Genomic DNA, 25,270 nt, shown 5'->3' with positions numbered 1-25,270 from the left:
GCGGTGGTTCCTCGGACGTCGCCCGGGGTGGCTGTGCGTGTGTCGCCGGGGGCGGTGGTTCCTCGGACGTCGCCCGGGGTGGCTGTGCGTGTGTCGCCGGGGGCGGTGGTTCCTCGGACGTCGCCCGGCGTGGTTGCGCGTGTGTCGCCGGGCGGTGTGGCTCGTGCGTCGCTGCCCGCGAGCGTGAGTCCGTCCCTTCTGGCCTCGGACGGTCCCCCGGTCACCACGTCGTTCCTCCCCCTGCTCTGCCCCTCGGCCGGGAGGGTGTGGCGCCCCCCGGCCGTGCCCTGCGTCAGGTCATGTCGTTGTGCCACGCCGGCGCCTCCGGGCGTCTATGAACATCTCCTGGATGTTGCGCAGCGGCTGGCCGTCGGCGTCGGTGGCGTGCCGGGTCCACTCGCCGTCGGGGCCGAGGTGCCAGGAGGCGGTCGTGTCGGACATGCCGGTCTCCAGCATGCGGTTGAGGGCGGCGCGGTGACCGGGGTCGGTGACCCGGACGAGGGCCTCGATACGCCGGTCCAGGTTGCGATGCATCATGTCGGCGCTGCCGATCCACACCTCGGGCTCGCCGCCGTTGCCGAAGGCGAAGACGCGGGAGTGCTCCAGGAAGCGGCCCAGGACGGACCGGACCCGGACGTTCTCCGAGAGGCCGGGTACGCCGGGACGGATCGCGCAGATGCCGCGCACCCACACGTCGACCGGCACGCCCGCCTGCGAGGCCCGGTACAGGGCGTCGATGATCGCCTCGTCGACCATCGAGTTGACCTTGATCTTCACGTGCGCCGGGCGGCCCGCGCGGTGGTGCTGGGTCTCCTTGTCTATGCGGGAGACCAGGCCGTCCCGCAGCGACTTCGGGGCGGTCAGCAGGCGGCGGTACGTCTCGCGGCGCGAGTAGCCGGAGAGCCGGTTGAACAGGTCGGACAGGTCCGCGCCGACCTGCGGGTCGGCCGTCAGCAGCCCCAGGTCCTCGTACAGGCGGGCCGTCTTCGGGTGGTAGTTGCCGGTGCCGACGTGGCTGTAGCGGCGCAGAGTGTCGCCCTCCTGGCGGACGACCAGCGACAGCTTGCAGTGCGTCTTCAGTCCGACGAGGCCGTAGACGACGTGGCAGCCGGCCTCCTCCAGCTTCTTCGCCCACTTGATGTTCGCGTGCTCGTCGAACCGGGCCTTGATCTCGACGAGGACCAGCACCTGCTTGCCCGACTCGGCCGCGTCGATCAGCGCGTTGACGATCGGGGAGTCACCGGACGTCCGGTACAGGGTCTGCTTGATCGCGAGGACGTCCGGGTCCTCCGCGGCCTGCTCGACGAACGCCTGCACCGACGTCGAGAAGCTGTCGTACGGGTGGTGCAGCAGGACGTCCCGCTCGCGCAGCGCCGCGAAGATGTCCGGCGCGGAGGCCGACTCGACCTCGGCGAGGTCGCGGTGCGTGCCCGCGATGAACTTGCGGTACTTCAGCTCCGGCCGGTCCAGGCCGTGGATGCGGAACAAGCCGGTCAGGTCGAGGGGGCCCGGCAGCGGGTAGACCTCCGCCTCGGAGATCTTCAGCTCGCGCACGAGGAGGTCCAGCACCTCGCGGTCGATGGACTCCTCGACCTCCAGGCGCACCGGCGGGCCGAAGCGGCGCCGCATGAGCTCCTTCTCCAGCGCCTGGAGCAGGTTCTCCGCGTCGTCCTCCTCGACCTCCAGGTCCTCGTTGCGGGTGAGGCGGAACGCGTGGTGCTCCAGCACCTCCATCCCCGGGAACAGCTCCTCCAGGTGCGCGCCGATGACGTCCTCGATCGGGACGTACCGGCCGGGGGAGCTCTCCAGGAACCGCGACAGCAGCGGGGGCACCTTCACGCGGGCGAAGTGCTTGTGCCCGCTGACCGGGTTGCGCACGACGACCGCGAGGTTCAGGGAGAGGCCGGAGATGTACGGGAAAGGATGCGCCGGGTCGACCGCCAAAGGGGTGAGGACCGGGAAGATCTGGTGCCGGAACAGCGTGAACAGCCGCGCCTGCTCCTTCTCCGTCAGCTCCGCCCAGCGGACCAGGTGGATGCCCTCCTCCGCGAGCGCGGGGGCGACGTCCTCGTGGTACGCGGCGGCGTGCCGGGCCATCAGCTCCCGCGAGCGCGCCCAGATCATCTCCAGCACCTCGCGGGGCTGGAGGCCCGACGCCGAGCGCGTCGCCACGCCTGTCGCGATACGCCGCTTCAGCCCTGCCACCCGGACCATGAAGAACTCGTCCAGGTTGCTGGCGAAGATGGCCAGGAAGTTGGCCCTCTCCAGCAACGGCGTGTTCGGGTCCTCGGCCAGCTCCAGCACCCGTTCGTTGAACGCGAGCCAGCTGCGCTCCCGGTCGAGGAACCTGCCCTGCGGCAGTTCGTCCCCGCTCTCCTCGTACGCGTCGAGGTCGGCGTCGATGTCGGGTTCCAGGTCGGACACCGTCGAGGGGGAGACCGTGTGCGGGCGGTGCGCCGCTATGGAACCCACCGAGGGCTGTGCGTGCTGGGCTTCGGCCTGGGCGCTGGACTGGGTGTTGGGCTGGCTCATAAACCCATTCTTCCGCGCATGGGGCAGGACGGGCGCGTCGGAACGTGCGGGCGGGCGGGGGGCGGCGTCGCCCGCCGAGGGCGGATCCGTGGGGGGCAGACCCTCTGGCGGCGGCGAAGGCTCGGGCACGGCCTGGTTCATTGCCCGAGCGTCGCAAGCTCGTCTGAATCGCCGGTTACGGAGACATGACGTGCGGGATAGCGGGGGGTGTTCGGGCGGGGGGTCGGGTGTGGGGGTGCGGGGGCGGGGGTGAGGGGTCGGCGTTCTCGTCCAGGATGGGACGCCACGCCGTACGCGGCACAGACCACCGGGGGTTCCGCCATGACCACGCCCTTCCCGCTGCCCGAGGAGACGGTGATCGTCTTCGACCGGGACGAGGAACTGTCCGCCTACTCGTCGTTCACCCATGTCATGAACTACCTGGAAGCGATCGACGTGGTGTACGGGGAGTACCCGGCGGCGTACCTCCTGGACGGCCGCGTCCTGGAACTGACGGCGCCGGAGGGGTGCAAGGGGCCGGTGCTGCTGACCCGGACCGAGCGGAGCGACCTGGCGGACCTGGAGCGGCGGACTGCCCGGCACTGGGCGCGGTACGCCGCCGGAGACGCTCCGCTCGGTCCTGAGGAGACCGCACGACTTCTGCTCGCTCCCGGGGAGCGGTCCGGCGGTGGGGTGCCCGGAAGGCTGCTGCGGTGGTTGTCGCGGTGGGGCTGAGGGTGTCGTGGTCATCGCGGTCTCCCTTGAGGGGGTGGGTCTGATGTGGATTCGGGCTGTTCCGGTGCTTCTGCTCCATTGATCGGATCTGGGCCCTCGATCGGTTCTGCCCGGCTCGGAAAAAGTTCGGAGGCGGTGTCGAGGGCGGTGTCCGGGTTCGCTGGAAGGCGGAAGAACCCACAGGTCGGAGGCGTCGTGGGAGGCGCCATAGAAAGGGGACAAAAAATTTCCGCGGATCGTGAACCGATCGGCGAGGCCGGAGCGATGAGGGGGTGTGAGCGAAACGAGAAGTGACGGGGAGCTGCTGCGGGCCATCGCCGCAGACGGGGACCGTCACGCCTTCGAGGAGCTGTACCGGCGGTACGCGCCGTGGCTGGCCGCTCGGTTGCGCAGCCGCTGCTCGGACGCCGGGACGGTGGACGACGTCGTGCAGGAGACGTTCCTCGCGGTGTGGCGGGGCAAGGCCCGGTACCACGAGGAGGGGGACGTCGCGGGCTGGCTGTGGCGGATCGGCGCGAGACGTCTCGTGGACGCCCTGCGCCGCGACGGCGCCCGCGGCCGGATCCGCCAGGCCCTCGCCCGGCTGCGCCATCGCGACGAGGCGTCCGCGGAGGACCGCGTCCTCACCGGGGTGGAGCACGGCGACCTCGCGGGTGCCTTGGCCCGTCTCTCACCGGAACTGCGCGCGGTGCTCCAGGCCACGGTCATCGACGGCCTGAGCACCAGAGAAGCGGCGGCCCTCCTCGGCATTCCGGCGGGGACGGTCAAGACACGGGCGATGCGGGCCCGCAGACAACTGAGGGAGGCACTGACGTGAGGGGGACGAGGAGCGAGGGCCTCCGGCGGGCCGCGGCGACGGGGCCGCGGCGGACCGGCCGGGGTGTGGCGACGGAGCCGGGCCGGATCGGCTGGGGTGTGGCGACGGAGCCGGGCCGGATCGGCCGGGACGTACTGCCGGGCGCGCGCTGGATCGGCCGGGGCGTGGTGATGGCGCCGGGCGGGATCGACGGGGGTGTGGTGAGGGCGCCGGGCCGCAGCGGCCTGGGCGTGGTGACGGGATCGGGTCGGGTCGACGGAAGGAGCGCGGCATGAGCTGGCATGTCGGTGACGAGGAGCTGCGGGCCTATGCGCGGGGCGAGCTGGCGGCGCCGCTGCTGTGGTCGACGGACACGCACCTCGCGGCCTGCGCGCAGTGCCGGGCCACGCTCGCGCGGGAGTCCGACCCGGTCGCGCTGGACGCCGGCTGGGAGCGGCTCGACGCGGAACTGGACGCGCCCAGGAGGGGCCTGCTGGAGGGGACGCTCGTGCGGTTCGGGGTCTCCGACCACACCTCGCGGCTGCTGACGGCGACGCCGATCCTGCGCCGCTCCTGGTTCCTCGCGGTGCTGTCGGTCCTGGTGATGACGGTCGTGATGGTCCGTACGGCCGACAACCCGGCGCTCTTCCTGGCGCTCGCGCCGCTCCTGCCGCTGGCGGGCGTGGCCCTGTCGTTCGGCCGCGCCCTGGACCCGACGTACGAGATGGCGATGGTCGCCCCGATGCACGGCTTCCGGCTCCTGATGATCCGTACGGTCGCCGTCCTCACCGCGAGCCTCGCCCTCAACGGCCTCACGACGCTGGCCCTCCCGGGCTACGGCCTGCTGGCCCTGGCCTGGCTCCTGCCGGCGCTGGCGCTGACGGCGACGGGCCTGGCCCTGACCGCCCGCCTCGGCGCGGTGGTGGCCCCTGCCCTCACCTGCTCCATCTGGGTCGGGATCCTCCTGTACGCCCAGTCCCGCCCGCACGACGCGCTGGCCCCTTTCACGACGCCGGGTCAGATCGTCGCCGCCGTGGTGGCCCTGGTCGCGGCCCTGGCCCTCTACCGCTCACGGGACCGCTTCGACATCCGCCCGATGGCCGGCTTCCAGGAAGGCGGGGCGATGTGACGCCGCGCAGGACACCCCGCCCCACCGACCACGACACCACCCGAGAGGACCCCATGACCGGCACCATCGACCCGACGCTGACGGCGACAGACCTTGTCCTGCGCTACGGCGGCACGCGCGCCCTGGACGGCGTCTCCCTGACCCTCGGCAGGGGAGTCACCGGCCTGCTGGGCCCCAACGGCGCGGGCAAGACGACCCTGCTGCGGGTGCTGGCGACCGCGGTCCCCCCGGACGGCGGCGAGTTCAGGGCCCTGGGCCACGACCCGCGTACGGCGGCCGGCCGGCTGGGCCTGCGCCGGGCGCTCGGCTACCTGCCGCAGAACCCCGGTTTCCACCCCGACTTCACGGCGTTCGAGTTCGTGGACTACGTCGCGATCCTCAAGGAGCTGAGCGACCGGGGAGCCCGTAACAGGGAGGTGCGGCGCGTGCTGGAGGCCGTCGACCTGAGCGACGTGCGCAAGACGCGTCTGAAGAGGCTGTCCGGCGGGATGCGGCAGCGCGTCGCGCTCGCGGCGGCTCTCGTCGGGGACCCGGGCCTGCTCGTCCTGGACGAACCGACCGTCGGACTCGACCCCGAACAGCGCATGCGGTTCCGGGAGCTGATCGCGCAGGCCGGCGAGGGCCGGACGGTGCTGCTGTCGACGCACCAGACGGAGGACGTGGCGATGCTGTGCCACCGGGTGATCGTGATGAGCGGGGGCCGCGTCCGCTTCGAGGGAACCCCCGCCGACCTGACCGCGCGAGCGGCCGGCCGGGTCTGGAGCAGCGTCGAGCGGGACCCGGCGGCGCTGGCCGGCTGGCGCACCGGCACCGGCAGCTTCCGCAACATCGGCGACCCCCCGAAGGGTGCCGAACTCCTCGAACCGACCCTGGAGGACGGCTACTTGCTCACCCTGAACGGCGAGAGCGCGGAGGTGTCCGCGTGAGCGCCCTGACCGCGACCCCGGCCCAGGTGGCCGAACCGCAGGCCGCCGGCCCCCGCCGGACCGCCTCGGTCCTCGCGCTGGCCCGCTTCGAGGCCCGCGAACTCCTCCTCCAGATCCCCGTGCTGCTCTTCGGGTTCCTCTGGCTCACCTTCACGGCCATCGGGCTGTTCAGGGAGGAGGGCATGAACGACTTCCCGATCCTCCACGTGGTGGACCGGGAGACGCAGGCCCTCCCGCAGTTCTTCTCGATCGCGATCCTGGTCTCCGTCAACTCGGCGGTGCTGCGCGCCCGCAGGAACAAGACGGACGAGCAGTTCTCGATGCTGCCGATGGAGCCCTGGGCCCGCGCGCTGGCCCACGCCCTGTCGGTCGTGCCGTACGCCCTGTTCACCGCGCTGGTCGTCGGCGTCGACTTCGGGGTGGCCGCGCTCAAGCCGGGCGCGGTCGGGTCGGGGTCGGTCGCCGAGCTGGTGGTGGGTCCGCTGACGGTGATGTTCGCGGGGCTCATCGGGATACTGCTGGCGGGGCTGTGGCCGCTGACGTTCGTGCCGGTGCTGATCGTGGTGGTCGTCTATCTGGCGGTCGTGGAGTCGGTGTCGCTGGACGGCGGTTGGACGAGCTGGCTCTCCCCGGTCGTCGTCGACGAGAACGCGAACGGCCTCCCGGTCCCCTCAGACCTCCTGGAGCGGCACTCCGGCTGGCACGCGCTCTACCTGCTGGCCGTGTGCGTCCTGCTCACCTGCCTGGCGATGCTCGTCAAGGGCGGCCGTAGCGTGGCGATCAAGGCGGCGGCGGTGCTGGCGCTCGCGGTCACCGTCCTCGCCGGGTTCGAGCAGCGGCCCGGGGACTCGGCGGCCCTGGCCGAGGCGCGGCGGACGGCGTCCGAGCACCCGGAGAAGGTGCAGTCGTGCGCGGAGTACGGCGGTTCGACGTACTGCTCGTTCCCGGAGTGGAACGGGCAGCGGGCGCGGTGGGCGCAGGTCGTGGACCGGGTCCGGGCCAACGCCGGGGTCACGACGCCGCTGACGGTGCGCCAGCGCGTCGACGTCACCCACGGGGTGGGGAGCGACTACGCGCTGTCGTCCCAGAGTGGCGCCGGGCAGGTCACGGTCGGCACCCGCTGGGGCGGCAACCGGATCCCCGAGTTCGCGGTCGGGGTGGCGTCCGTGCTGGTCGCCGGCTCGGAGGCGGCGGCGGAGAACATGTGCGGAGCGCGCGCGGTGACCGCCCTGTGGCTGGTGCTGGGGGACGACCCGACGCCCGAGGACACGTTCAGGAGCCTGCGGGTGGGTGACAGCACGGTGGGTTCCGCCGTCGTCCTCGCCCCCACCGACCCGGTCGCCATGACGGCCCAGCAGACCGACGTCGTCAACGCCCTCCTCACCCGCCCCCGCACCGAGGTCACGGCGGCGGTCAAGGCCCACTGGACGGAGCTGACCTCCCCGAAGACGACCACGGCGGACGCGGCCCGGCTGCTGGGCGTCGCGGTGCCGAAGGGGGCGGAGACGTGTGGCGACGAAGGCGATGAAGGTGACGAATAGGAACGGACGCGCGGAAGCAGAGCCGGAGCCAGGAGGGAGCACAGACATGCGGCGAGTGAGGTACAACGACGAGAAGGCCCTGAACCCGGCCTCGACGACCCCCGCTTCAACGGCTGCCGCCTGGCGTTCCCTCCCCGCCCTGGCCCTCCCCACCTGGCGCTCCACCCCCCGCCTCGCCCCCGCCATCGCGGCCGGCGCCGGCCTGCTGCTCGTGGGATCCACCCGGCTCGCGGACACGCCCCCCGACGACCTCGCCGCCCTGAACCTCCTGAGGATCACCGCCCTCATGGGCGCGCTGGCGCTGGCGTTCCTGCTGGACGACCGGGCGCGGAACATCACGGAGACCGCCCCGACGCCCCGCCCCCTGAGGGTGGCCCTGCGGCTCGTCCCCGCGCTGCTGCTGGCGGCGCTGTGGTGGACGGCGGCCGTACTGCTCGTCCCCGCCGCCTCCCGCCCCTCACTGCTGCCGCTCACCCTGGAGGCCGGCGCGATGGCGACGACGGCGCTGGCGCTGGCGACGGCGCGGGTCCGCTTCACGGACGTCGCCGCACCGGGCGGCGCGGCGGCGACAGGGACGCTCGCGGTGATGGCCGTCGCCGTCGTGATCCCCGCGCGGTGGGGCCTGTTCGCGCTGCCGGACGAGCCGCACTGGCCGGGCACGCACTGGAGGTGGGCGCTGGTCCTGGCGGTGACGGCGCTGGCGAGCGCGGCGTGGACCCCGCAGCCGCTGGAACGCGGGGTCCCTCACCGGCTCAAGAGCCTCAGCTCTCGGCGCGGTACATCAGGTCCGTCTCATGCGTGAGGAACCCGAGCCGCTCGTACACGGAGACCGCCGCCTTGTTGTCCGCGTCGACGTACAGCATGGCGGTCGGCAGCCCCTGCTCCGCGAGGTGGCGCAGCCCGATCGTGGTGAGGGACTTGCCGAGCCCGCCGCCCTGGACGCCGGGGCGTACGCCGAGGACGTACACCTCGCCGAGTCGCTCGGCCGCGTGGACCTTCGTCCAGTGGAAGCCGACCAACTCCTCGCCCCGGAACGCCAGGAAGAACCCGGCGGGGTCGAACCACGGCTCGGCGGCGCGCGCGTCGAGGTCGCGCTGCGTGAGGGAGCCCTGCTCGGGGTGGTGGGCGAAGGCGGCGGCGTTGAGGTCGAGCCAGGCGGCGTCGTCCTTGCCGGGGACGAAGGTGCGGACGGTGACGTCGGCCGGGAGGACCGGGTCGGGGAGGGCCAGGTCCGTCAGGGGGCGGCGCATCTGCCGCAGTTCGCGGAACAGCGTGAGACCGAGGACCTGCGCGAGATGCCGGGCGGCCGGGTGCCCGCCGTGCGCCCACACCCGCAGCCGCTTGCCGGTCGCGCTCAGCAGCGCCGTACCGAGCACGCGGCCGTGGCCGTGGCCCCGGTGCGCGGGGTGGACGACGAGTTCGGCGGCCGGTGCCTCGACCGGGTCGGTGTCCTCCAGCTGGGCGTAGGCGACGAGGTCGGGGCCGGTGGACAGGAGCAGGTGGGAGATGCCCTCGCGGGCGCCCCCGCGCAGGTTCAGCCGGCCCTGCTCGGACACCGCCTGCTGACCGTCGGTGCGAGCGGCGTCCGCGAGCAGGGCGAGGACGGCGTCGATCTGCTCGGGGGTCAGGACGGGGAGGGTCGCGAGGGAGCGGGTGTCGTCGCTGGTCATGCGTACGAGGGTACGGGGAGGGGGCGCCGAGGAGCCGTACGCAAAGAGCCGGGCAAAGGGAAACCAGGATGTAACCATGAACCCCCTGTCGTGCTACGCGCGTTGAATCTAGGCTGCGCCGGACGGGGCCACTTGTTCCTAGCCATCTTCAGGGGGGCTCATGCCAGCCAGTTCCCAGCCGCACCCGGGCCGCAGACGGACGTACCGGATGCTCGTCGCCGCCGCCGCGCTCGCCACCGCGGGGGCGATGGCCGCAGCGCTGCCGGCGGACGCGCACGACGCGAAGCACGGCGGATACGGCGGAAAGCCGCAGTTCAAGCGCTACCAGGACGTGCAGTTGCTGTCGTTCAACGACCTGCACGGCAACCTGGAGCCGCCGTCGGGTTCCTCGGGCCGGGTCACCGAGCTCCAGGCGGACGGCACGACGAAGACGATCGACGCGGGGGGCGTCGAGTACCTCGCCACGCACCTGAGGAACGCCCGCAAGGGCAACGCGTACTCGGTGACGGCGGCCGGCGGTGACATGGTCGGCGCGTCGCCGCTGATCTCGGGCCTGTTCCACGACGAGCCGACGATCGAGGCGCTCAACAAGCTGGACCTGGACGTCACGAGCGTCGGCAACCACGAGTTCGACGAGGGCGCGAGGGAACTCGCGCGCCTGCAGAAGGGCGGCTGTCACCCGACGGACGGCTGCTACACGGACAAGAAGTTCACGGGCGCCGACTTCCCGTACCTCGCGGCGAACGTCCTCGACGAGAAGACGAACAAGCCGATCCTCAAGCCCTACTGGGTGTGGCGCAAGAACGGCGTGAAGGTCGGCTTCATCGGCGTCACCCTGGAGGACACGCCGGGCGTCGTCTCGGCGGAGGGCGTCAAGGGCCTCAAGTTCAAGGACGAGGTCGAGACGATCAACAAGTACGCGCGCGAACTCCAGCGCCAGGGCGTGCAGTCGATCGTCGCGCTGATCCACGAGGGCGGGGCGCCCGCCTCGCAGTCGTACAACTACAACTGCGACGCGCCCGGCGCGGGCGACGGCATCTCCGGCCCGATCGTCGACATCGCGAAGAACATCACCCCGGCCGTGGACGCGCTGGTCACCGGCCACACGCACGCCGCGTACGTCTGCACGATCAACGACCCGGCGGGCAAGCCCCGCATGGTCACCTCGGCCGCGTCCTTCGGCCGCCTCTACACGGACACGACGCTGACGTACGACCGCTGGACGGGTGACATCGCCCGTACGGCCGTGAAGTCCGCGAACCACGTCGTCACCCGGGACGTCCCCAAGGCGCCGGACATGACGCAGCTGATCGACAAGTGGAACACCCTCGCGGCGCCCATCGGCAACCGCGCGATCGGCTACATCTCGGCCGACGTCCCCAACACGGGCACGGAGTCCCCGGCCGGCGACCTGATCGCGGACGCGCAACTCGCGTACGGCAAGGGCCTCGACGCGGAGACCGACCTCGCGCTGATGAACCCCGGCGGCGTGCGGGCCGGCTTCACGTACGCGGCGAAGGGCGCGGAGGGCGACGGCGTGGTGACGTACGCGGAGGGCTTCACGGTCCAGCCGTTCGCGAACACCGTCAACCTCCAGAACTTCACCGGCGCACAGGTCATCCAGATCCTGAAGGAGCAGGTCAGCGGCTCGAACACGGCCTCCCCGAAGATCCTCCAGCCGTCCGCGAACCTCCGCTACACCCTCGACCTGACGAAGTCGGGCGCGGACCGCGTGGTCACGGACACGATCCGGCTGAACGGCGCGGCGATCGACCCCGCCGCGACCTACCGCGTCGCGACGAACAGCTTCCTCGCGGGCGGCGGCGACGGCTTCCCGACCCTCGGCCAGGGCACGAACGACCTCGTCGGCGCGGACGACCTGGCGGCCCTCGCGCAGTACCTCACGGCGAACTCCTCGGCGGGCAGCCCGCTGACGCCGCCGGCCGCGGACCGGATCACCATCGTGCGGTGAACCCCGGGTAAGCACGCGTGAAGTTCCGGGATCCCCCTGAAAACTGGTTTCAGGGGGATCTCCTTTGCTCCCGTCGCACGGTCACCTGACCGGCGGGGCGTACCCCTCAGGGGTTGATTCCGCCCGGCGGGTCACTCTTCGTGGTGATACGGATGACGTATCTGAGTAGGGGTCGCCGGTAGGAATGAGGCCCTGCGTCCGGGTGAGCCGCCCGGAGCCACGGGCGAGGAGACCCATTGAGCACCACCCTGTTGCGGGCCGAGGGCGTGGGCCGGACGTACACCCTGCGGGGAGCGAGCATCGACCTCCTGGACGGCGTGACCCTCAAGGCCGAGGCGGGGCAGGTCACCGCGCTCGTCGGACCCGCGGGGTCGGGGAAGACGCTGCTGCTGCACATCATGGGCCTCCTGGAACGGCCCGACCGGGGCCGGGTGTTCCTCGGCGACGACGACATGACGGCCCTCGGGGAACCGGCACGGGCGGACGCGCGCCGACGCCGGCTCGGTCTGCTCCTGCGCTCGCCCGACCTGCTGCCGCAGCACTCCGCGTTCCGCAACGTCCTTGTCCCGTACGCCGGTTCGCGCGCCGACGGCGAACCCCGGGCCCGCGATCTCCTGCACCGCATGGGCCTCGCCCGGCAGGCCGCGCACCTCCCCGCCGACCTCACCGGCGCGGAACAACGCCGTGTCGCCCTCGCCCGCGCGCTGATCAACGACCCGCCTGTCGTCCTCGCCGACGAACCCACCGGGGAGGGGGAGTTGCTGCCGCTCTTCCGTGAACTCGCCGACGAGGGGCGGGTGGTGGTGCTCGCGACTCCGGACCTGCCCGATGCTGTGGACGTCGTCCACCGGCTGGAGCGGGGGGTGTTGACGGAGTTCGCGGAGGACGACGTCCGGTGGACCGGCGAGGGGCCGGAGAGCCGGCGGCCCGACGGACCGGACATCAGGGAATCGGCGTGGCGCGAGCCTCTGGACTGACGAACCGTCAGACCGCCCGCACCGCCCGCGCCTCTCCGATGCGGTCGAAGACCAGGAAGAGCGCGAGCAGAACGGCGAGCGGAACAGGGACGATCAAGTCCGCGACGTAGGAAGGCCCTTCGGCGAAGGCCGCGATCGCCGCGAGAACGACCGTCGCCGCCAGCGCCAGCACCGCCCCGTGACTCGCCCGCTTCCACGCGGCCCGCCGCCGGTCCCCGCGCGCCACCTGCTCGTTCGCCTCGCGCGGCGCCCACACGCCGAGTCGCACGGCGGCGGCGAGCAGCGACTCCAACTCCTCGCGCGGCCGGTCCAGTCGGCGTTCGTCGAAGTGCGGCAGGCGCAGGCTCGTGCCGTCGGTGCGGTACAGGTGGACGGGGAGCCGCGCCTGCCAGCGGGTGCGGACGGCGTCGGTGGTGAGGCGCAGGTCCTGGATGTCCGACCAGGGGATGTGGCGGCTGCGCAGCGGGCCCTGGACGGTGACGCCGGACGCGCCGACGGTCGTCCGCGCGCGGTAGCGGTCCAGGAGGATGTAGGACCCCGCCGCCAACCCCAGGACCAGGTACGGGACTTCACGCCACTGGACCTGGTCGCCGGCGGGGGCGACCAGGAAGGCGATCACGAGCAGGAGCAGCACGTCCGGCAGCGGGAGCACGCGCTCTCCCCGGTACGTGCGCTCGATCGGTGACTCGCCGCTCATGGTCGCCCCTCCTGGTCCTGACCGGATCCTACGGCCGCAACCCCGGTCCGCAGGAGGGGCGTTATGAGAACGATGCCCAGGTCAGGAAGCTGATGGCGTCCAGTCGCCCAGCCAGTCCGCGACCTCCTGCCCCGTCGCCTGCGCGTCGCTCAACTGCGGCCGCTCCGAGGACGCCGGACCCGAACCGGCGCCCGTGTTCCGGTACTCGGCGAACCTGTCGTCCTTCCACGAGAAGCCGCCCATGTCCGTCCACGGCGTCGACCTGACCGCGCCGCTGAGGGTCGTCTCGCGGACGGTCGCCTGCGGGTCGACGGTCGTGTCACCGCCCGGGTGCCAGTTCCGGCCCAGGTAGTAACTCCCGTTGGACACATCGCCGTTGACGGCAGACCTGTTGATGAGGATGCCCTTGCGCCCGGCGGGCGTGCTGGGCGCGGTGACGTACCCGGCGGAGGTGCCGTTCCAGCGCTTCTTCAGCGTGATGACCGACTTGTCCACCACGGCTGTTGCGCGGCCGAAGATGAAGTCGACGTTCCCGGTGATGTACGAGTTGACGACGTAGACGCGGCCGAGCCTGTCCTTCGCGGCGGTCTCCATCTCCAGCGTGTCCTGGTCGCCGTTGACGATCACGCCGTCGAGCACGATCCGGTCCGCCTGCGTCAGGACGGCCACCGCCTGGTTGGCGATGTCCTGGTGCGCGGCCTCGTCGAAGTCGTTGGTGACCGTCAGGTTCCTGAGCTGCGAGTCGTCCGAGGAGACGGAGAGGGTGGCGCTGCCGGGCGTCCCGTACGTCCCCGAGCCGTCCGGCTTCGTCATGCCGGCCGCGTTGCCGTACACGATGACCGTGTCCTTACGGCTGGCGCCCGCGCCCTGGATCGTGACGTGCGGCTTGTTCGCGGGGATCTTCACGACCTCGCGGTACGTGCCCGGCTTGACCGAAATCACCACGCGGGAGGGGTTGTTGACGGGTACGGCGTTCACGGCGGCCTGCACGGTGCGGTACTGGCCGGAGCCGTCCTGGGCGACGGTCAGGGTGGTGGCCGCCGCCTTGGTGGTGGCCGTCGTACCGATCGAACTCCTCGGCCCCACACCGGACTTGAGCAGTGCCGGTACGTTCGCCGCCGCGTCCAGCGTGTACGGGTAGTAGCTCTTCGGGTCCCACTTCGCGCCCGCGCCGCCGCTCTCGTTGCGGCCGCTGGTGCCCGAGAACACGCTGCCCCGCTGGACCAGCGTCGCCGAACTGTCCCTGATCACCGGGTTCTTCATGCCCTGGAAGTACGAATTCTCCAGCACCATATTGGTGTTGCCGCGCGCGTAGTTCCCGTACGACGAGGTGATCGACGTACTCGCCTCGTCCTCAAGGTAGTTGTTGTACAGGTGCGCGTGCGCGACGTTGTCCGTCGACGGGTTGCGCTGCTCCGTCTCGCGGATCCAGTTGTGGTGGATCGTGATGTCGGCGGTCGTGTTCGTCGTCCAGCCGATGCCGAACGCCTTGTTCTCCTGGCTGAGTTTGTTCCAGGAGACCGTCAGGTACGTCGTGTCCTTGCGGCTGTCGATCAGGCCGTCCGCCATGTGCCGCAGGTCGTTGTGGTCGATCCACACATGGTGCGCCCCGTCCATCTGGATGGCGTCGAAGTCGTGCTCCTTGTCGTTCCAAGTCCCTTGATAGGCATCCCTGATGGTCAGGTTCCTGATGATGACGTTGTGCACGCCCTGCCCGAGGAAGAACCCGCCGCCGACGATGTGACCGGCCGTCCCTGACCCCACGATCGTCTTGTCGGAAGCGACCTTGATCTCCTTCCCGACGGGGCTCATGTTGATCGCCGCGGCCACGACGATCACGTACGGCTCACTCGCGGTCGCGTACTTCTCCAGCTCGGCGAGCGTCCTGACGGTGACGGTCTTCCCGTCCCGCCCTCCGTAAGTCCCGTTCTGCCCGAGGGCGTTGACGGAGGCGAACCCGTCGGCTGTCGCAGTCGCCCAGCCCGGTGCGTCTGCTGACGCCTCGTCACCTGACCTGTACCCGTAGACGAACACACCGCTCACCGTCAACGCGAGCGGCAACCCGACCGCGAGCGTCCGATTGCGCCGACGGTGCCGGGGGAGTCCCTTGCGGCTCATGTGGGGGACCTTTCTTCCGTGCGGGGGAGAGTCGCTGCTCTGTCGCCGCGTCGGGGGGAAAGGTTGCCGGGTGTTGGAAAGCGGTTTCTCAAGGCGCTGGGCAGGGGAGTTGGGGTCGGGTCCGGTTCGGGGTGCAGGTGATGAGGGCGAGGTGGAGGTAGGCGGGGTGTTCGAGGTAGAGGCCGAGGGCGGTGTCGTTGCCGGCTCGGAGGCGTACGAGGGCGGAGGCGGCCAGGGTGGTGAGGTGAGCCGGGGTGCGGTCCCGGGCGGTGGCGAACCGGGGTGCGTGGGCGTGGAGTTGGGCGGCGAGCCATGCCGTTGCCTGGTCCGGGTCGGTCCAGGTGCCTCGGATCAGGGAGGGGGGTTTGAGGAGCCAGTGGGCGGGTTCGATGGGTGGGAGGTCTGAGGTGGGGAACTCGGTGGCGACTTCGCGGTAGCGCTGGAGGAGGCGTTCTCCGGCGGGGTCGGTGGGGGTGGGGGGTGGCTCGGGGTGTGGGGGTCGGCGGAGGGCCTCGTTGTCGAAGCGGGCTTTCGGGCCGGTCCACAAGTAGGCGTGGTGGTGCATGAGTTGGTCCCGTCGACGGGGTCCGGACGTCCTTGGGGGAGGTCCGGGCCCCGTACAGGTCAGACGCTGATTCCGAAGCGGGCCGGGTCGATGCCGGCGGCGTCGAGTTCGGCGGTGGTGAAGCGCAGCGGCTGTGCGGCGGGGCGCTTGCTGTCGGACAGGGCCCAGGCGTCCTCGCCGATACGGGCGAGGGTGACGCAGCCCTCGGTGCAGGGGCCGCCGCATGCCTTCACGAACGCGGCTGCGGTGATGTCGAGTGCGTAGAGATCGGTTCCGTCCAGCATCGTCGTACACCTTCCAGCTCGACTGGGACACGGCCGCGAGGTGGGCCGCCGCCGTCCGAATGCCTGGGCATCGGGCGGGAGTTGAGGGGAGCTGGGATGGAAGGGGAGGGCGTTGGGGATCTCAGTGCGCCTCGGCGAGGTGCCTGCGCAGCAGGACGTTCGCGTCCGTCACCGCACTGTGGTCGTACGTCGAGCGGGCGTTGCGTCTCGCTGTCCCGAGGGACAGGCAGTCGGCACAGCCGGGAACCGGGGACAGCGCGGGCAGCGGGTAGGGCTGAGATTCCACGGGTGGCCTCCTGGCAGGTCGACGCTTGATGAGACGACCGTAGGGAAAAGGCGAACCACGTAGCCACGTTCTTGCATTGACTTGCACGTAAGTCACTCGAGAGAGTTGATCGCCTCCGCGATGAGGGCGCGGGCGGCGGTGCCGTGGACGGCCAGTTCGGTGAGTTGGGTGAATGCCTGGGCGTAGACGGCGATTTCACTGGGCGCGGAGACGTTGACCGCAGCGGTGAGGAGTTCGACGCTGACGCGATGGTCGTCGAAGAGGTAGAACGCCTCCAGCGGCCATACCCGACGTGGGGCCGTGAAAGGGATGACGCCGAGGCTGACGTTCGGAAGGGCCATCACTGCGAGGAGGTAGCCGAGTTGGCCGGCCATGGTGTCCGCGTCACCGATGCGGTACCGCAGGACGGTCTCCTCCACGAGGAGAGCGAAGCGATGTCGGCTGTCGTGGAGGACGTCGGAGCGTTCGACGCGGGAGGCGGCGGCCTCGGGGGAGTCGTCGGGTGTGCCTTGGAAGGCGGCGATCGTGGAGAGAAGAGCGGTGGCATACGCCTCGGTCTGGAGCATGCCGGGGACGACGTTCGAGCAGTAGACGCGGAACGTGCGGGTGTCCCGGTAGAGGGGGGCGACCTCTTCCTGGGCGCGGCGCATGCCATGCCGGTGAAGCCGCCTCCAGTGCACGTACATCTGCTCGGCCCGACGGTTCTCGGCGATCAGGTCCGTGATCTGGTCGGCCGCTCCACAGGCTGTGCACCAGGCCCGGATATCGGCATCTGAGGCCGGTGTCCTCCCTCGCTCGATCCGGGACGACTTCGAAGGGCTCCAGCCACACCGAAGAGCCAGCTCATGGCCGGTCAGCTCCGCGTCCCGGCGTAGTTCGCCGAGGCGGGCGGCGATCCGCTCGCGGGCGGCCTGGACGCTGGAGGAAGGCGAATCGGACATGAGGCTCTTCGGTGCTCCGCTGGATCAGACGGTGTACTTCTCGTGCGGGATGCCACGTTCCCACACTGTCTCGAACGCGGTCGCCGCGAGCTGCACGACAGCGGGCTCGGTACGGACCTCCCAGCGTGGTTCCGCCCAATTCCCCTCTCCCGAGAAGTGGTTGAAGAGCACGGTCTCGCTGTCGAACACCCAGCAGTCGTTGCCCGGCAGCGCGATGTCCGACGCGAGGCGTCTGGGCAGCCAGCGAACTCGCTCACCGGCGAGGATGTTCACCACGGTCCCCGCGTGCTCGTACCGGATGTAGTCCGTCACTGGTTCCGAGACGATGCGGGCACGGCGGACGGTGACACCCCGGGCAACCGTACGGCGAATCAGCTCGACCCAAGGCGCCCAGTACGGTGACGCCGGGTTGGCGTCCCGTTCCCCCGTGCGCGTCCAGATCTTGAAGTCCTCGGCTTCATCTCCGACGCCGTAAGCGTCCCGCATCTCCAGATGAACCACCGATTGCTGGGCTCCTGCCAGCAGTTCGTCAAAGCCCCAGTCGTTCCGCGACATCGCACGCCTCCCTCAGCAAGGGCACCATCCGGAGCGGGAACCGGATGACTGCTTCGCCCACGGGGATTCCTGGTGCGTGCCCCGGAACCACGAACTCCGCGCACTCCGCTTCGAGTTCCTCGTCCGCAGTCCAGCTCTGGAACACCAGTTCCCGCCGCTGCTCGTGAACCCAGACAGTGGGCGAACCCTGTTGTCCGGTCTCCGGATCGATCCCGATGAACCGCAGTGCCATGACTGCCTCCGGTGTCGAGTTTCTTGCGTCAACTTGCACAAGCGTGGTGATAACTGCTTGTCGACGTCAAGGGCGCACGGGTGCTTCCGGGGAGTGCGGGAGGGTGGTTCCGGCCATGTGGTGCAGGGACGGAATGATGGCCTGCTTTGCCGAGGTCGAGGGCGCTGATTTCATCGCCTATCGATGCGCTTGGACGACAGGGAGGAAGGTGGTCCAGGCGGAGTGGGGGAAGGTGAGGTGGGGGGTGGTGGGGGTTTTGGAGTCGCGGATGTGAATGGTGGTGGGGGTGGGGGCTATTTCGAGGCAGTTGGAGGTCTCCGCGCTGTAGGAGGACTTCTGCCAGGTGGGAGCCTGCACGGTGGTTCCTTTCACAGATCCTGGATGAGGTGGTGGACGAAGTCGCGAGTCCGTACGGAGTCGAGGGCGCAGGCTTCCATACGGTTCAGGAGGTTTCGGTACTTCGCCAACTGAGCCTGGGCATCCAGGAATTCGCAACCCTCGTGGTAGGTGTCCACCTGGACCGTGTCGAGTTGCGGCACCGGCCCGAGGGCGTAGTCGAAGGGCTGACCGTTGCCGGGGAAGTGGCGCACGGAGAAGGGGATGACGAGCACGGTGACGTTGTCCCGTTCGCTCATCTCGATGATGTGCGTCAGTTGGGCGCGAGCGACGTCCGGGCCGCCGTACTGCATGCGCATGGCCGCCTCGTGGATCACCGCTGTGTAGGGCAGTCCCCCGGAGCGGTGGAGAACCTCCTGACGCTTGATGCGGTAGGAGAGGCGGTGTTCGAGTTCGTACGGGAGGAACGGGGTCGCGGCCTCCTCGAAGATCGCTCTGGCGTGGGCGGCAGTCTGGAGAAGCGCGGGGATGTGGAGAGCGATGGCCACCCGCAACGCGCTTGCGTGATGCTCCAGTTCGGCAAGGTCCACCAGCCCCACAGGCAGATGCTCCCGATAGTCGTCCCACCAACCCCGGACCCGTCCACCCGTCATCGCCGCGAGCGCCTCGACCAACTCCTCGTCGGCGCAACTGTAAGCGCGGGCCAGCGTCCGCACGCGGTCCGCGCCGACCGCGTACCGGCCCGTCTCGATGCCGCTTATCTGCGCCTGCTTGAGGCCGAGGAGTTCCGCCGCGCCGGTCGCCGTGAGGCCCGAATGCTCACGCAGTTTCCGGAGTTCGGCGCCGAGGCGCTGTTGGCGCAGGCTGGGCGGAGGGGTGGGCGGCACGGTCCTTCTCTCGTCAGGGTCACCCCCCTCGTGTCACTCACACGAGGGAATCATCAACCATTACTCTCATTCGACGTCAACTATCACATCGTCGCCTCTAGGGCGTCTCACGTACCGCCACCCAACTGTCCCGAGTCTGCGCGGCAGTTGGCTCGCGCGAGGTCCCCTTCCTCCCGGAGTTCACCCGTGAGCACCGTGTACCCAACCCCACCACCTGGACCTACTCCCTCCGCCTCCCCCACGACCCCCGAGCCTCCCGCATCGCCCGCATGACCGTACGCACCACCCTCACCGCCTGCTCCATGCACGAACTCCTGTAGGCGGTCGAACTGTTGACCTCCGAGCTGGTCACCAACACCTACCGCCACACCACCGGCCCCGCCTCCGTCCGCCTCACCGCCCCCGGCAACGGCGGTCTGCGCGTGGGCATTTGGGACACCCACCCCCACATCCCGGAACCTTTCGAGCACCCCACGGCCGACCGCACCCCGATGCCCCCGGCGAACAAGGAGGGCGGTCGAGGGCTCTGCCTCGTCCAGGAGTACGCGTACGCCTGGGGCGGCTGGCCCCCCGGGTTACCGGCGAACTGCTCTGGTTCGAGGTCCGCCCCACTACCCTCGCGGCATGATCCTCACCCCCCTCCCGCTCACCCCCGACCACGACATCCCGGCGCCGGTCCTCACCGAGCTCGTCGCGCTGTACGCCGCGAACGAGACGTTCTTCGCGTTGAGCGGGGACTTTCCGGACCCGGGGGACATCCGCCCGGAGCAGATCGCGAAGGAGCTGGCCGACGAGCTGGCGACACCGGGTGCGAGCGTCCTTCTCGCAAGGAGCGAGGGCCAGTTGGCGGGCATCGCCGTCACCCTCGACCACCACCCCGACCCGCAGGACCCGGACCCTTGGATCGGCCTCCTGATGGTGAGCGAGCACCGCAAGGGCCACGGACGCAGGATCGCGGAAGCCGTGGAGGACACGTTCCGCAAGGCCGGCCGAACCGCCGTACGCCTCGCCGTCCTCGACAACAACCCCCGGGGCATGGCCTTCTGGACCTCCCTCGGCTACGAACTCGTCGACCGCCGAAAGGACCGCCAACTCCAGCGCCCGTGCACGGTGTTGAGGAAGCCGCTGGTCAAATAGAGGGCTTCGGCTTCCCGTACACCCACTGCTCCCACACCCCGTCCCAGTCGTCGTCCGGCGCCAGCTTCTCCAGGTATGCCTTCAACTGCCCGGAGTCCACGACGAGATGACGGTGTTCGCCGGTCCACCCCTGTACGAAGTCGTAGAACGCGTCGTCCCCCAGCAACTGCCGGATCCGGTGGACGACCAGCGCGCCCCGCAGATAGACCGGCGGATCGGAGATGCGGTCGGCGTCCGGCGGGTCACCCGGCGCGAACGCCCACACCGCCTCGTTGTCCTCGGCGTCCTCGTAGTAGTCCCCGGCGTACACGGCGTCGAAGATCTCCTGGGCGGTGTCCCCGTCGTGATCCTCGGACCACAGCCACTCCGCGTACGTCGCGAACCCCTCGTTGAGCCACATGTCGCGCCAGGTCCGGGGCGTGACCGAGTCCCCGAACCACTGGTGGGCCAACTCATGGACGAACGTGGAGAGATCGGGCGGGCCGGGAAAGAAGGGCCGGTTCTGCGTCTCCAGCGCGTACCCGGCGTCACCGGCCCGCCCCACCACGACTCCCGTCGAACGGAACGGATACGGCCCGAAGTTGTACGCCGACCAGTCGAGGACGTCCCCAAGTCGCCCCACGACCGCACGACTTGCCGCCACCTGCGTCGTGTCGACGGCGACATAGGCGGGCACCCGCCCCGCCGTACGCCGCACCTCGAACTTCCCCACCGCCAGCATCGCGAGGTAGCTCGCCATCGGCTCCCCGGTGTGCCAGACGAACGTACGGCGCCCTTTCCCGGACGCCTTCTCGCTCACCAACTCGCCGTTGGAGACGGCCGTCAGCCCCTCGGGGACCGTCACTCTCAGGTCGTACATCGCCTTGTCGGAAGGGTGATGGCTGCCGGGGAACCAGGCCATCGACCCCACCGGCTCCCCGAGCGCGACCGCGCCGTCGGCCGTGGGGAGCCAGCCCTCCTCGGAGCTGTCGGGGTCGGTGATCGTCTGCGGGGTGCCGGAGTAGCGGACGGTCGTCCTGAAGACCCTGCCCGTGGAGAGGCCGCTCGCGGGGCGGACCGTCAGCTCCTGGCCCGCGCGGCTCGTGCGCGCCGGTTCGCCGTCGACGGTGACCTGCTCGACGTCCAGGCCCTGGAGGTCGAGGTGGTACGAGGCGAGTTGTTGCGTCGCGCGGGCCGTGATCACCGCCGTACCGGTCAGGTGGCGGGTGCCGGGCGCGTAGTCGAGCGTCAGTTCGTAGTGCGTGACGTCGTACCCGCCGTTGCCCGCCTTCGGGAAGTACGGGTCCCCGACGCCGGCCGCACCCTCGGCGCCGTCCCCGTCACCGCCGTCGGAACTGCACCCGGCCAGGAGCAGGAGGACGGCTACGGCGGTCGCGCGGGTTCGTCTGGGCACGTCGGAGATCCTAGGGCGCTTCTGATGGATCTCCGCGGCGTCGCGACGCCCGGCACTCCCCCAAGCTCTTCGAGCAGGGGGGACCCCCACTCACCGCACCGCGCGAAAGCCCCCGTAGCTCCTCCCCCACTCGCGACTTCGCTTGAGCGGGGGGACCCCCATCGAGGACTTCCACGCGGCACACCGAGAGCACGCACCGAACGCCGCTCCTTCTCCCACGGAGATCCATCAGAAGCGCCCTAGGACCGACCGGCGATCGGAGGGGGCGCGGTCATGACACCATCGGGGCGTGCTCGACATCGGCTACGCCCTCTCCAACCGCTTCCCGGACCCGCCGCAGACGGACTACCGGCGCGCGGACGTCCGTGCCCTGCGGCACGACCTGTTCTGCGGCGACGTGTACCTCGCGGACACCAAGGCCGACCGCGAGGTGGCCACGGCGTGGGGGTGGGTACCGGTGCTCGACTTCGCGTGGGCGCTGTGCGACATCGTCGAGCGGATCGACCGGGACCCGGCGGGGTCCCGGGCCTCCCGGCCGCAGTACGCGGAGCTGGACTTCACGGAGTCGACGGACCGGATGCTCTTCGAGCGGCGGTTCGGGTGGGTGGACATCGAGGCGGACTGGATGCGGGCGGAGGAGGAACCGCTGACCTTCTCCCACAGCGAGCTGCGGCGCGAGGCGCGGGACTTCCTGCACGACCTGATCGCCGATCTCACGGACCTGCACGAGGAGTTGGGCGAGAACCCGGCGATCTGGACGCTCCAGGCGAAGTTCCCCCGGGTGAGCTGAGCGCCTAAGGGGGTGCCGCGACCGGAGGGTGGCGAGTGCGGGTGCGTTGTGGTTGTTCGCGCAGTTCCTCGCGCCCCTGAAAGACAGCCCCCGAAAGACAAGGCATACCCGACCCCGCCCTGCGATCACACCCCCGACGTCCCCGCCGGCGCACCCCCTGCCCAGAACGTCGCCCCGCCCAGCAGCCACAGTTCCGTCAGCGCCGTCCCCGGCGGCAGGTAGCCCTGCGACAGGGCCCCGTACCCCGTGTTCAGCCGAGGCGCGGACAGCCCCAGCAGCGCCATCACGTCGTAGTGCTGCGCGTCCGCGAACACGTACCGCCCGTCCTTGCCGTCCTCCCGCGCGAGCGGCACGCAGCGCAGCACCGACTCCAGCGCCGGGATGTCGACGGGCGCGGCGGCGAAGGGGAGGAGCGCGGTGGGGGCGGCGCCGAGCGGCTCGGGCCAGGACGGGGCCGCGTCGGAGGACCACGCGTCGGCGGGCCGCTCCGTGCTGAAGTAGCCCGGCCACGAGTCGTAGACGTGCCGCAGCTCGCCGTCCTCGTACACCTGCATGACCAGGACGTCCGAGTCGAAGACGTACATCCCCAGCGTCGGGACGGACAGGCGGCGGCTCACCGCCTCCGCGAGGGTCAGCGCCTCCGTCTCCTCAGCGGGATGGATCACGGTGTGCCGAGGGCCCACCGCGAGTGCGTAGCCGCGTATCGCGGGCCGGCCGGCCGCCGTCTCCTCGGAGAGCAGCGGCACCACTTCCTGGCACGGCCGCGCCACCAGTACGTTCCCGTAAAACGTGCCCATCGGTCACTCCTCCACCCGGATCCCCAGTTCCCCCGCCAGCACCGGTGCGAGATCGAGCAGCTGCGCCGTGCTGATCACGGCGCCGCGCAGTCGGTCCACACCGGCGGTGATGCCCAGTTCGACCGCTCCCCTCAGATCGACGTCCGCCAGGGTCGCCGAGCTGAAGTCCACGCCCTTGAGCGCGCAGTCGACGAACTCCACCCGTTCCATACGCGCGCCCGCGAAGTCCGGTTCGACGAGAACGCAGTTTTCGAAAACGACATCTTTGAGCCGGGCCTGCCGGAGGTTCAGGTAGTCGATCTTTCCGCCCCTCACGACGACCCTCTCCAGCACGCTCCCGAACATCTGCGTGCCACCCAGGCGCGCGTCGGTCACCTCCACGTCCCGCAGCGTCGCGTCCGCCAGATCCGTCCCCACTCCGCGCGGCGCGGTCAGGCGGGAGTCCAGGAAGCGGGCGTTCCTGAGCCGCGTCTCGTCCAGCGCGCACCCCGTCAGCGCGCAGTCCATGAACGTCGCTCCCGCGCCGTCCTGCCCCGCCAGGTCAAGCTCCCTCAGCTCCACCCCGTCGTAGTCCCCGTCCGGCTCCACCTCCCCGCCCTCGAACCCCCGCAACTCCGGCAGCCGCAGCTCGGGCCGCCGGGCTCCCCTGACCTTGCTCCGCCCGCCACCGCCGCCGTTGCCACGCCCGTTGCTCGCCATGCCCCCATCCTGCACCCCGCCACTGACAATCCCCCTGGCCTGTGGATAACTCCGGATCCCCCCCCGCCAAGCGCCTTGACCTCAAGCGAGGTCGAGGCCGAAGGGTGGGCCCCTGAAGAGCACCCGGCACCGACCCCGGCACCGACCCCGGCACCCACCACCCGGTATCCCCAGGGGGACCCCATGCACGCCATCCGCCTCCACGCCTTCGGCCCCGCCGAAAACCTCACCCACGAACCCACCGACGACCCCCACCCCGCCCCCGGCCAGGTCCGCATCGCCGTCCGCGCGGCCGGCGTCCACCTCCTGGACGCCGCTCTGAGACAGGGCGTCCAGGGCCCGGCCCCCACCCCCACAACCCTCCCGACGATCCCCGGCCGTGAGGTCGCCGGCACGGTCGAGTCCCTCGGCGCGGGCGTGGACCCGTCCTGGCTGGGCCGCCGGGTCGTCGCCCACCTCGGCTTCGCGCCCGGCGGCTACGCCGAACTCGCCGTCACGGACGTCACGCGCCTCCACGAGATCCCCGAACCCCTCGACGAGGCCCAGGCCGTGGCCATGATCGGCACCGGCCGCACGGCCCTCGGCATCCTCCAGTTCGCCCCCCTGACCCCCGACTCGATCGCCGTCGTCCCGGCGGCGGCGGGCGGCATCGGCACCCTCCTCGTCCAGTACGCCAAACACCGCGGCGCCACGGTCATCGCCCTCGCGGGCGGCCCGGCGAAGACCGCACAGGCGCGCGCGAACGGCGCCGACCTGTCCCTCGACTACACGACCCCCGACTGGCCCCACCACCTGCGCGCCTACCTCGGCGACCGCCGCGCCACGGTCGTCCTCGACGGCGTCGGCGGCGACGCGGCCCGCGAATCGACCGCCCTCCTCGCCCCCGACGGCCGGCACCTGATCTTCGGCTGGTCCTCCCAGGGCCTCACCGACGGCACCCCGTACGAGATCCCCGGCCTCTCCCAACACGTCCTGGGCCCCGCGATGTTCGCGAAGACCCCCCTACGCACCCTGGAGACCCAGGCCCTCACAGAAGCCGCAGCCGGCCACCTCACCCCGGCCCTCCACCGCTTCCCCCTCGCACAGGCGGCAGCCGCCCACCGGGCCCTGGAAAACCGCAGGACCACGGGAAAGGTGGTCCTGGAACCGTGAGCCCCGCGCGCGGGCCAGCCTTCTGAAGGCGCCGGGTGAGACTCTCGCGCACGGGCCGGTCAGCCACCCGGCGCCCGCCCGCACCCACCGCCGACATGAGCCCCGCGCGCCGACAAGAAGCCCGCCCCACGCGCGCCGGTCCCG

General features: G+C 70.8%; 28 protein-coding genes and 1 pseudogene. 13 read left to right on the top strand and 16 right to left on the bottom strand.

What is annotated here, in order from left to right; translation table 11 throughout:
• A partial coding sequence (locus tag ACLZOT_RS42075) for a hypothetical protein (RefSeq protein WP_416974495.1) occupies window positions 1-314 on the bottom strand: 314 nt, incomplete at its 3' end.
• On the bottom strand, window positions 298-2,532 hold the full coding sequence (locus ACLZOT_RS42070; RefSeq protein ID WP_416974494.1) for an RNA degradosome polyphosphate kinase: 2,235 nt from the start codon (window positions 2,530-2,532) through the stop codon (window positions 298-300). The genes ACLZOT_RS42075 and ACLZOT_RS42070, both read right to left, overlap by 17 nt.
• Before the next feature lie 321 nt (window positions 2,533-2,853).
• On the opposite strand from ACLZOT_RS42070, the gene ACLZOT_RS42065 reads away from it, so the two are divergent.
• From ACLZOT_RS42065 to ACLZOT_RS42035, 7 genes are all read left to right on the top strand, one after another.
• Window positions 2,854-3,246, top strand: a complete 393-nt coding sequence (locus ACLZOT_RS42065; RefSeq protein ID WP_416974493.1) for a hypothetical protein — start codon at window positions 2,854-2,856, stop codon at window positions 3,244-3,246.
• A 274-nt stretch (window positions 3,247-3,520) separates the two neighbouring features.
• Window positions 3,521-4,063: an RNA polymerase sigma factor gene (locus ACLZOT_RS42060; RefSeq protein ID WP_416974492.1), complete on the top strand. Its 543-nt coding sequence runs from the start codon at window positions 3,521-3,523 to the stop codon at window positions 4,061-4,063.
• The gene (locus ACLZOT_RS42055) at window positions 4,060-4,338 is read left to right on the top strand and encodes a hypothetical protein (protein WP_416974491.1); all 279 of its coding nucleotides are present in this window, start codon (window positions 4,060-4,062) and stop codon (window positions 4,336-4,338) included. Before ACLZOT_RS42060 ends, ACLZOT_RS42055 begins: the two co-directional genes overlap by 4 nt.
• Window positions 4,335-5,171 carry a zf-HC2 domain-containing protein gene (locus ACLZOT_RS42050; RefSeq protein WP_416974490.1) on the top strand — a complete coding sequence of 279 codons (837 nt, stop codon included), beginning with the start codon at window positions 4,335-4,337 and terminating at the stop codon, window positions 5,169-5,171. The genes ACLZOT_RS42055 and ACLZOT_RS42050 overlap by 4 nt, the downstream gene beginning before the upstream one ends.
• 53 nt (window positions 5,172-5,224) lie before the next feature.
• Window positions 5,225-6,097 (top strand): ABC transporter ATP-binding protein, encoded by an 873-nt coding sequence (locus ACLZOT_RS42045; protein ID WP_416974489.1) that lies wholly within the window; start codon window positions 5,225-5,227, stop codon window positions 6,095-6,097.
• Complete coding sequence (locus ACLZOT_RS42040) at window positions 6,094-7,638, top strand: ABC transporter permease (protein ID WP_416974488.1); 1,545 nt, start codon at window positions 6,094-6,096, stop codon at window positions 7,636-7,638. Before ACLZOT_RS42045 ends, ACLZOT_RS42040 begins: the two co-directional genes overlap by 4 nt.
• 46 nt (window positions 7,639-7,684) lie before the next feature.
• Entirely contained in the window at window positions 7,685-8,440 is a 756-nt protein-coding gene (locus tag ACLZOT_RS42035; protein WP_416974487.1) for an ABC transporter, read from the top strand.
• On the opposite strand, the gene mshD is transcribed toward ACLZOT_RS42035, so the two are convergent.
• Complete coding sequence (gene mshD, locus ACLZOT_RS42030) at window positions 8,400-9,308, bottom strand: mycothiol synthase (RefSeq protein ID WP_416974486.1); 909 nt, start codon at window positions 9,306-9,308, stop codon at window positions 8,400-8,402. The genes ACLZOT_RS42035 and mshD overlap by 41 nt on opposite strands.
• 160 nt (window positions 9,309-9,468) lie before the next feature.
• Here mshD and ACLZOT_RS42025 point away from each other — a divergent pair, with 160 nt between their 5' ends.
• Together ACLZOT_RS42025 and ACLZOT_RS42020 are read left to right on the top strand one after the other, a co-directional pair.
• The gene (locus ACLZOT_RS42025; protein WP_416974485.1) at window positions 9,469-11,280 is read left to right on the top strand and encodes a bifunctional metallophosphatase/5'-nucleotidase; all 1,812 of its coding nucleotides are present in this window, start codon (window positions 9,469-9,471) and stop codon (window positions 11,278-11,280) included.
• Window positions 11,281-11,516: 236 nt separating this feature from the next.
• Window positions 11,517-12,257, top strand: a complete 741-nt coding sequence (locus tag ACLZOT_RS42020; RefSeq protein ID WP_416974484.1) for an ABC transporter ATP-binding protein — start codon at window positions 11,517-11,519, stop codon at window positions 12,255-12,257.
• A gap of 7 nt (window positions 12,258-12,264) precedes the next feature.
• Here the strand turns inward: ACLZOT_RS42020 and ACLZOT_RS42015 are convergent, their stop codons facing one another.
• The 10 genes from ACLZOT_RS42015 to ACLZOT_RS41970 all read right to left on the bottom strand — a co-directional run bounded on the left by ACLZOT_RS42015 (window position 12,265) and on the right by ACLZOT_RS41970 (window position 19,158).
• Window positions 12,265-12,954: a PH domain-containing protein gene (locus ACLZOT_RS42015; protein ID WP_416974483.1), complete on the bottom strand. Its 690-nt coding sequence runs from the start codon at window positions 12,952-12,954 to the stop codon at window positions 12,265-12,267.
• Window positions 12,955-13,035: 81 nt separating this feature from the next.
• Complete coding sequence (locus tag ACLZOT_RS42010; protein WP_416974482.1) at window positions 13,036-15,072, bottom strand: pectinesterase family protein; 2,037 nt, start codon at window positions 15,070-15,072, stop codon at window positions 13,036-13,038.
• 88 nt (window positions 15,073-15,160) lie between these two features.
• Window positions 15,161-15,637 (bottom strand): hypothetical protein, encoded by a 477-nt coding sequence (locus tag ACLZOT_RS42005; RefSeq protein ID WP_416974481.1) that lies wholly within the window; start codon window positions 15,635-15,637, stop codon window positions 15,161-15,163.
• A 59-nt stretch (window positions 15,638-15,696) separates the two neighbouring features.
• A complete protein-coding gene (locus ACLZOT_RS42000) occupies window positions 15,697-15,921 on the bottom strand; it encodes a DUF397 domain-containing protein (protein ID WP_416974480.1) in 225 nt (74 codons plus the stop codon).
• A gap of 121 nt (window positions 15,922-16,042) precedes the next feature.
• On the bottom strand, window positions 16,043-16,207 hold the full coding sequence (locus ACLZOT_RS41995; protein WP_416974479.1) for a hypothetical protein: 165 nt from the start codon (window positions 16,205-16,207) through the stop codon (window positions 16,043-16,045).
• A 92-nt stretch (window positions 16,208-16,299) separates the two neighbouring features.
• The gene (locus ACLZOT_RS41990) at window positions 16,300-17,148 is read right to left on the bottom strand and encodes a helix-turn-helix domain-containing protein (RefSeq protein ID WP_416974478.1); all 849 of its coding nucleotides are present in this window, start codon (window positions 17,146-17,148) and stop codon (window positions 16,300-16,302) included.
• Window positions 17,149-17,172: 24 nt separating this feature from the next.
• Window positions 17,173-17,703: a DUF6879 family protein gene (locus tag ACLZOT_RS41985; protein WP_416974477.1), complete on the bottom strand. Its 531-nt coding sequence runs from the start codon at window positions 17,701-17,703 to the stop codon at window positions 17,173-17,175.
• Complete coding sequence (locus ACLZOT_RS41980; RefSeq protein WP_416974476.1) at window positions 17,678-17,935, bottom strand: hypothetical protein; 258 nt, start codon at window positions 17,933-17,935, stop codon at window positions 17,678-17,680. Before ACLZOT_RS41980 ends, ACLZOT_RS41985 begins: the two co-directional genes overlap by 26 nt.
• A gap of 177 nt (window positions 17,936-18,112) precedes the next feature.
• A complete protein-coding gene (locus ACLZOT_RS41975; RefSeq protein WP_416974475.1) occupies window positions 18,113-18,292 on the bottom strand; it encodes a DUF397 domain-containing protein in 180 nt (59 codons plus the stop codon).
• 11 nt (window positions 18,293-18,303) lie between these two features.
• Window positions 18,304-19,158 (bottom strand): helix-turn-helix domain-containing protein, encoded by an 855-nt coding sequence (locus ACLZOT_RS41970; RefSeq protein WP_416974474.1) that lies wholly within the window; start codon window positions 19,156-19,158, stop codon window positions 18,304-18,306.
• 332 nt (window positions 19,159-19,490) lie between these two features.
• On the opposite strand from ACLZOT_RS41970, the pseudogene ACLZOT_RS41965 reads away from it, so the two are divergent.
• Window positions 19,491-19,643, top strand: a pseudogene (locus ACLZOT_RS41965) (ATP-binding protein); the annotation flags it as partial.
• A 139-nt stretch (window positions 19,644-19,782) separates the two neighbouring features.
• Window positions 19,783-20,295 (top strand): GNAT family N-acetyltransferase, encoded by a 513-nt coding sequence (locus ACLZOT_RS41960; RefSeq protein WP_416974473.1) that lies wholly within the window; start codon window positions 19,783-19,785, stop codon window positions 20,293-20,295.
• Here ACLZOT_RS41960 and ACLZOT_RS41955 read toward each other — a convergent pair.
• Window positions 20,288-21,688 (bottom strand): M1 family metallopeptidase, encoded by a 1,401-nt coding sequence (locus ACLZOT_RS41955; protein ID WP_416974472.1) that lies wholly within the window; start codon window positions 21,686-21,688, stop codon window positions 20,288-20,290. The two genes, ACLZOT_RS41960 and ACLZOT_RS41955, sit on opposite strands and share 8 nt — an antisense overlap.
• Before the next feature lie 289 nt (window positions 21,689-21,977).
• Here ACLZOT_RS41955 and ACLZOT_RS41950 point away from each other — a divergent pair, with 289 nt between their 5' ends.
• The gene (locus ACLZOT_RS41950; protein ID WP_416974471.1) at window positions 21,978-22,478 is read left to right on the top strand and encodes a hypothetical protein; all 501 of its coding nucleotides are present in this window, start codon (window positions 21,978-21,980) and stop codon (window positions 22,476-22,478) included.
• A gap of 125 nt (window positions 22,479-22,603) precedes the next feature.
• Here the strand turns inward: ACLZOT_RS41950 and ACLZOT_RS41945 are convergent, their stop codons facing one another.
• Together ACLZOT_RS41945 and ACLZOT_RS41940 are read right to left on the bottom strand one after the other, a co-directional pair.
• Entirely contained in the window at window positions 22,604-23,275 is a 672-nt protein-coding gene (locus ACLZOT_RS41945; RefSeq protein WP_416974470.1) for a hypothetical protein, read from the bottom strand.
• A 3-nt stretch (window positions 23,276-23,278) separates the two neighbouring features.
• Window positions 23,279-23,974 carry a pentapeptide repeat-containing protein gene (locus tag ACLZOT_RS41940; RefSeq protein ID WP_416974469.1) on the bottom strand — a complete coding sequence of 232 codons (696 nt, stop codon included), beginning with the start codon at window positions 23,972-23,974 and terminating at the stop codon, window positions 23,279-23,281.
• Window positions 23,975-24,157: 183 nt separating this feature from the next.
• Here ACLZOT_RS41940 and ACLZOT_RS41935 point away from each other — a divergent pair, with 183 nt between their 5' ends.
• The gene (locus ACLZOT_RS41935; protein ID WP_416974468.1) at window positions 24,158-25,126 is read left to right on the top strand and encodes a zinc-binding dehydrogenase; all 969 of its coding nucleotides are present in this window, start codon (window positions 24,158-24,160) and stop codon (window positions 25,124-25,126) included.
• Window positions 25,127-25,270: the final 144 nt, after the last annotated feature.

This window comes from Streptomyces sp. 4F14 (assembly GCF_048159485.1).
GTDB lineage: Bacteria > Actinomycetota > Actinomycetes > Streptomycetales > Streptomycetaceae > Streptomyces.
This window is presented reverse-complemented; position numbering and strand designations above follow the sequence as displayed.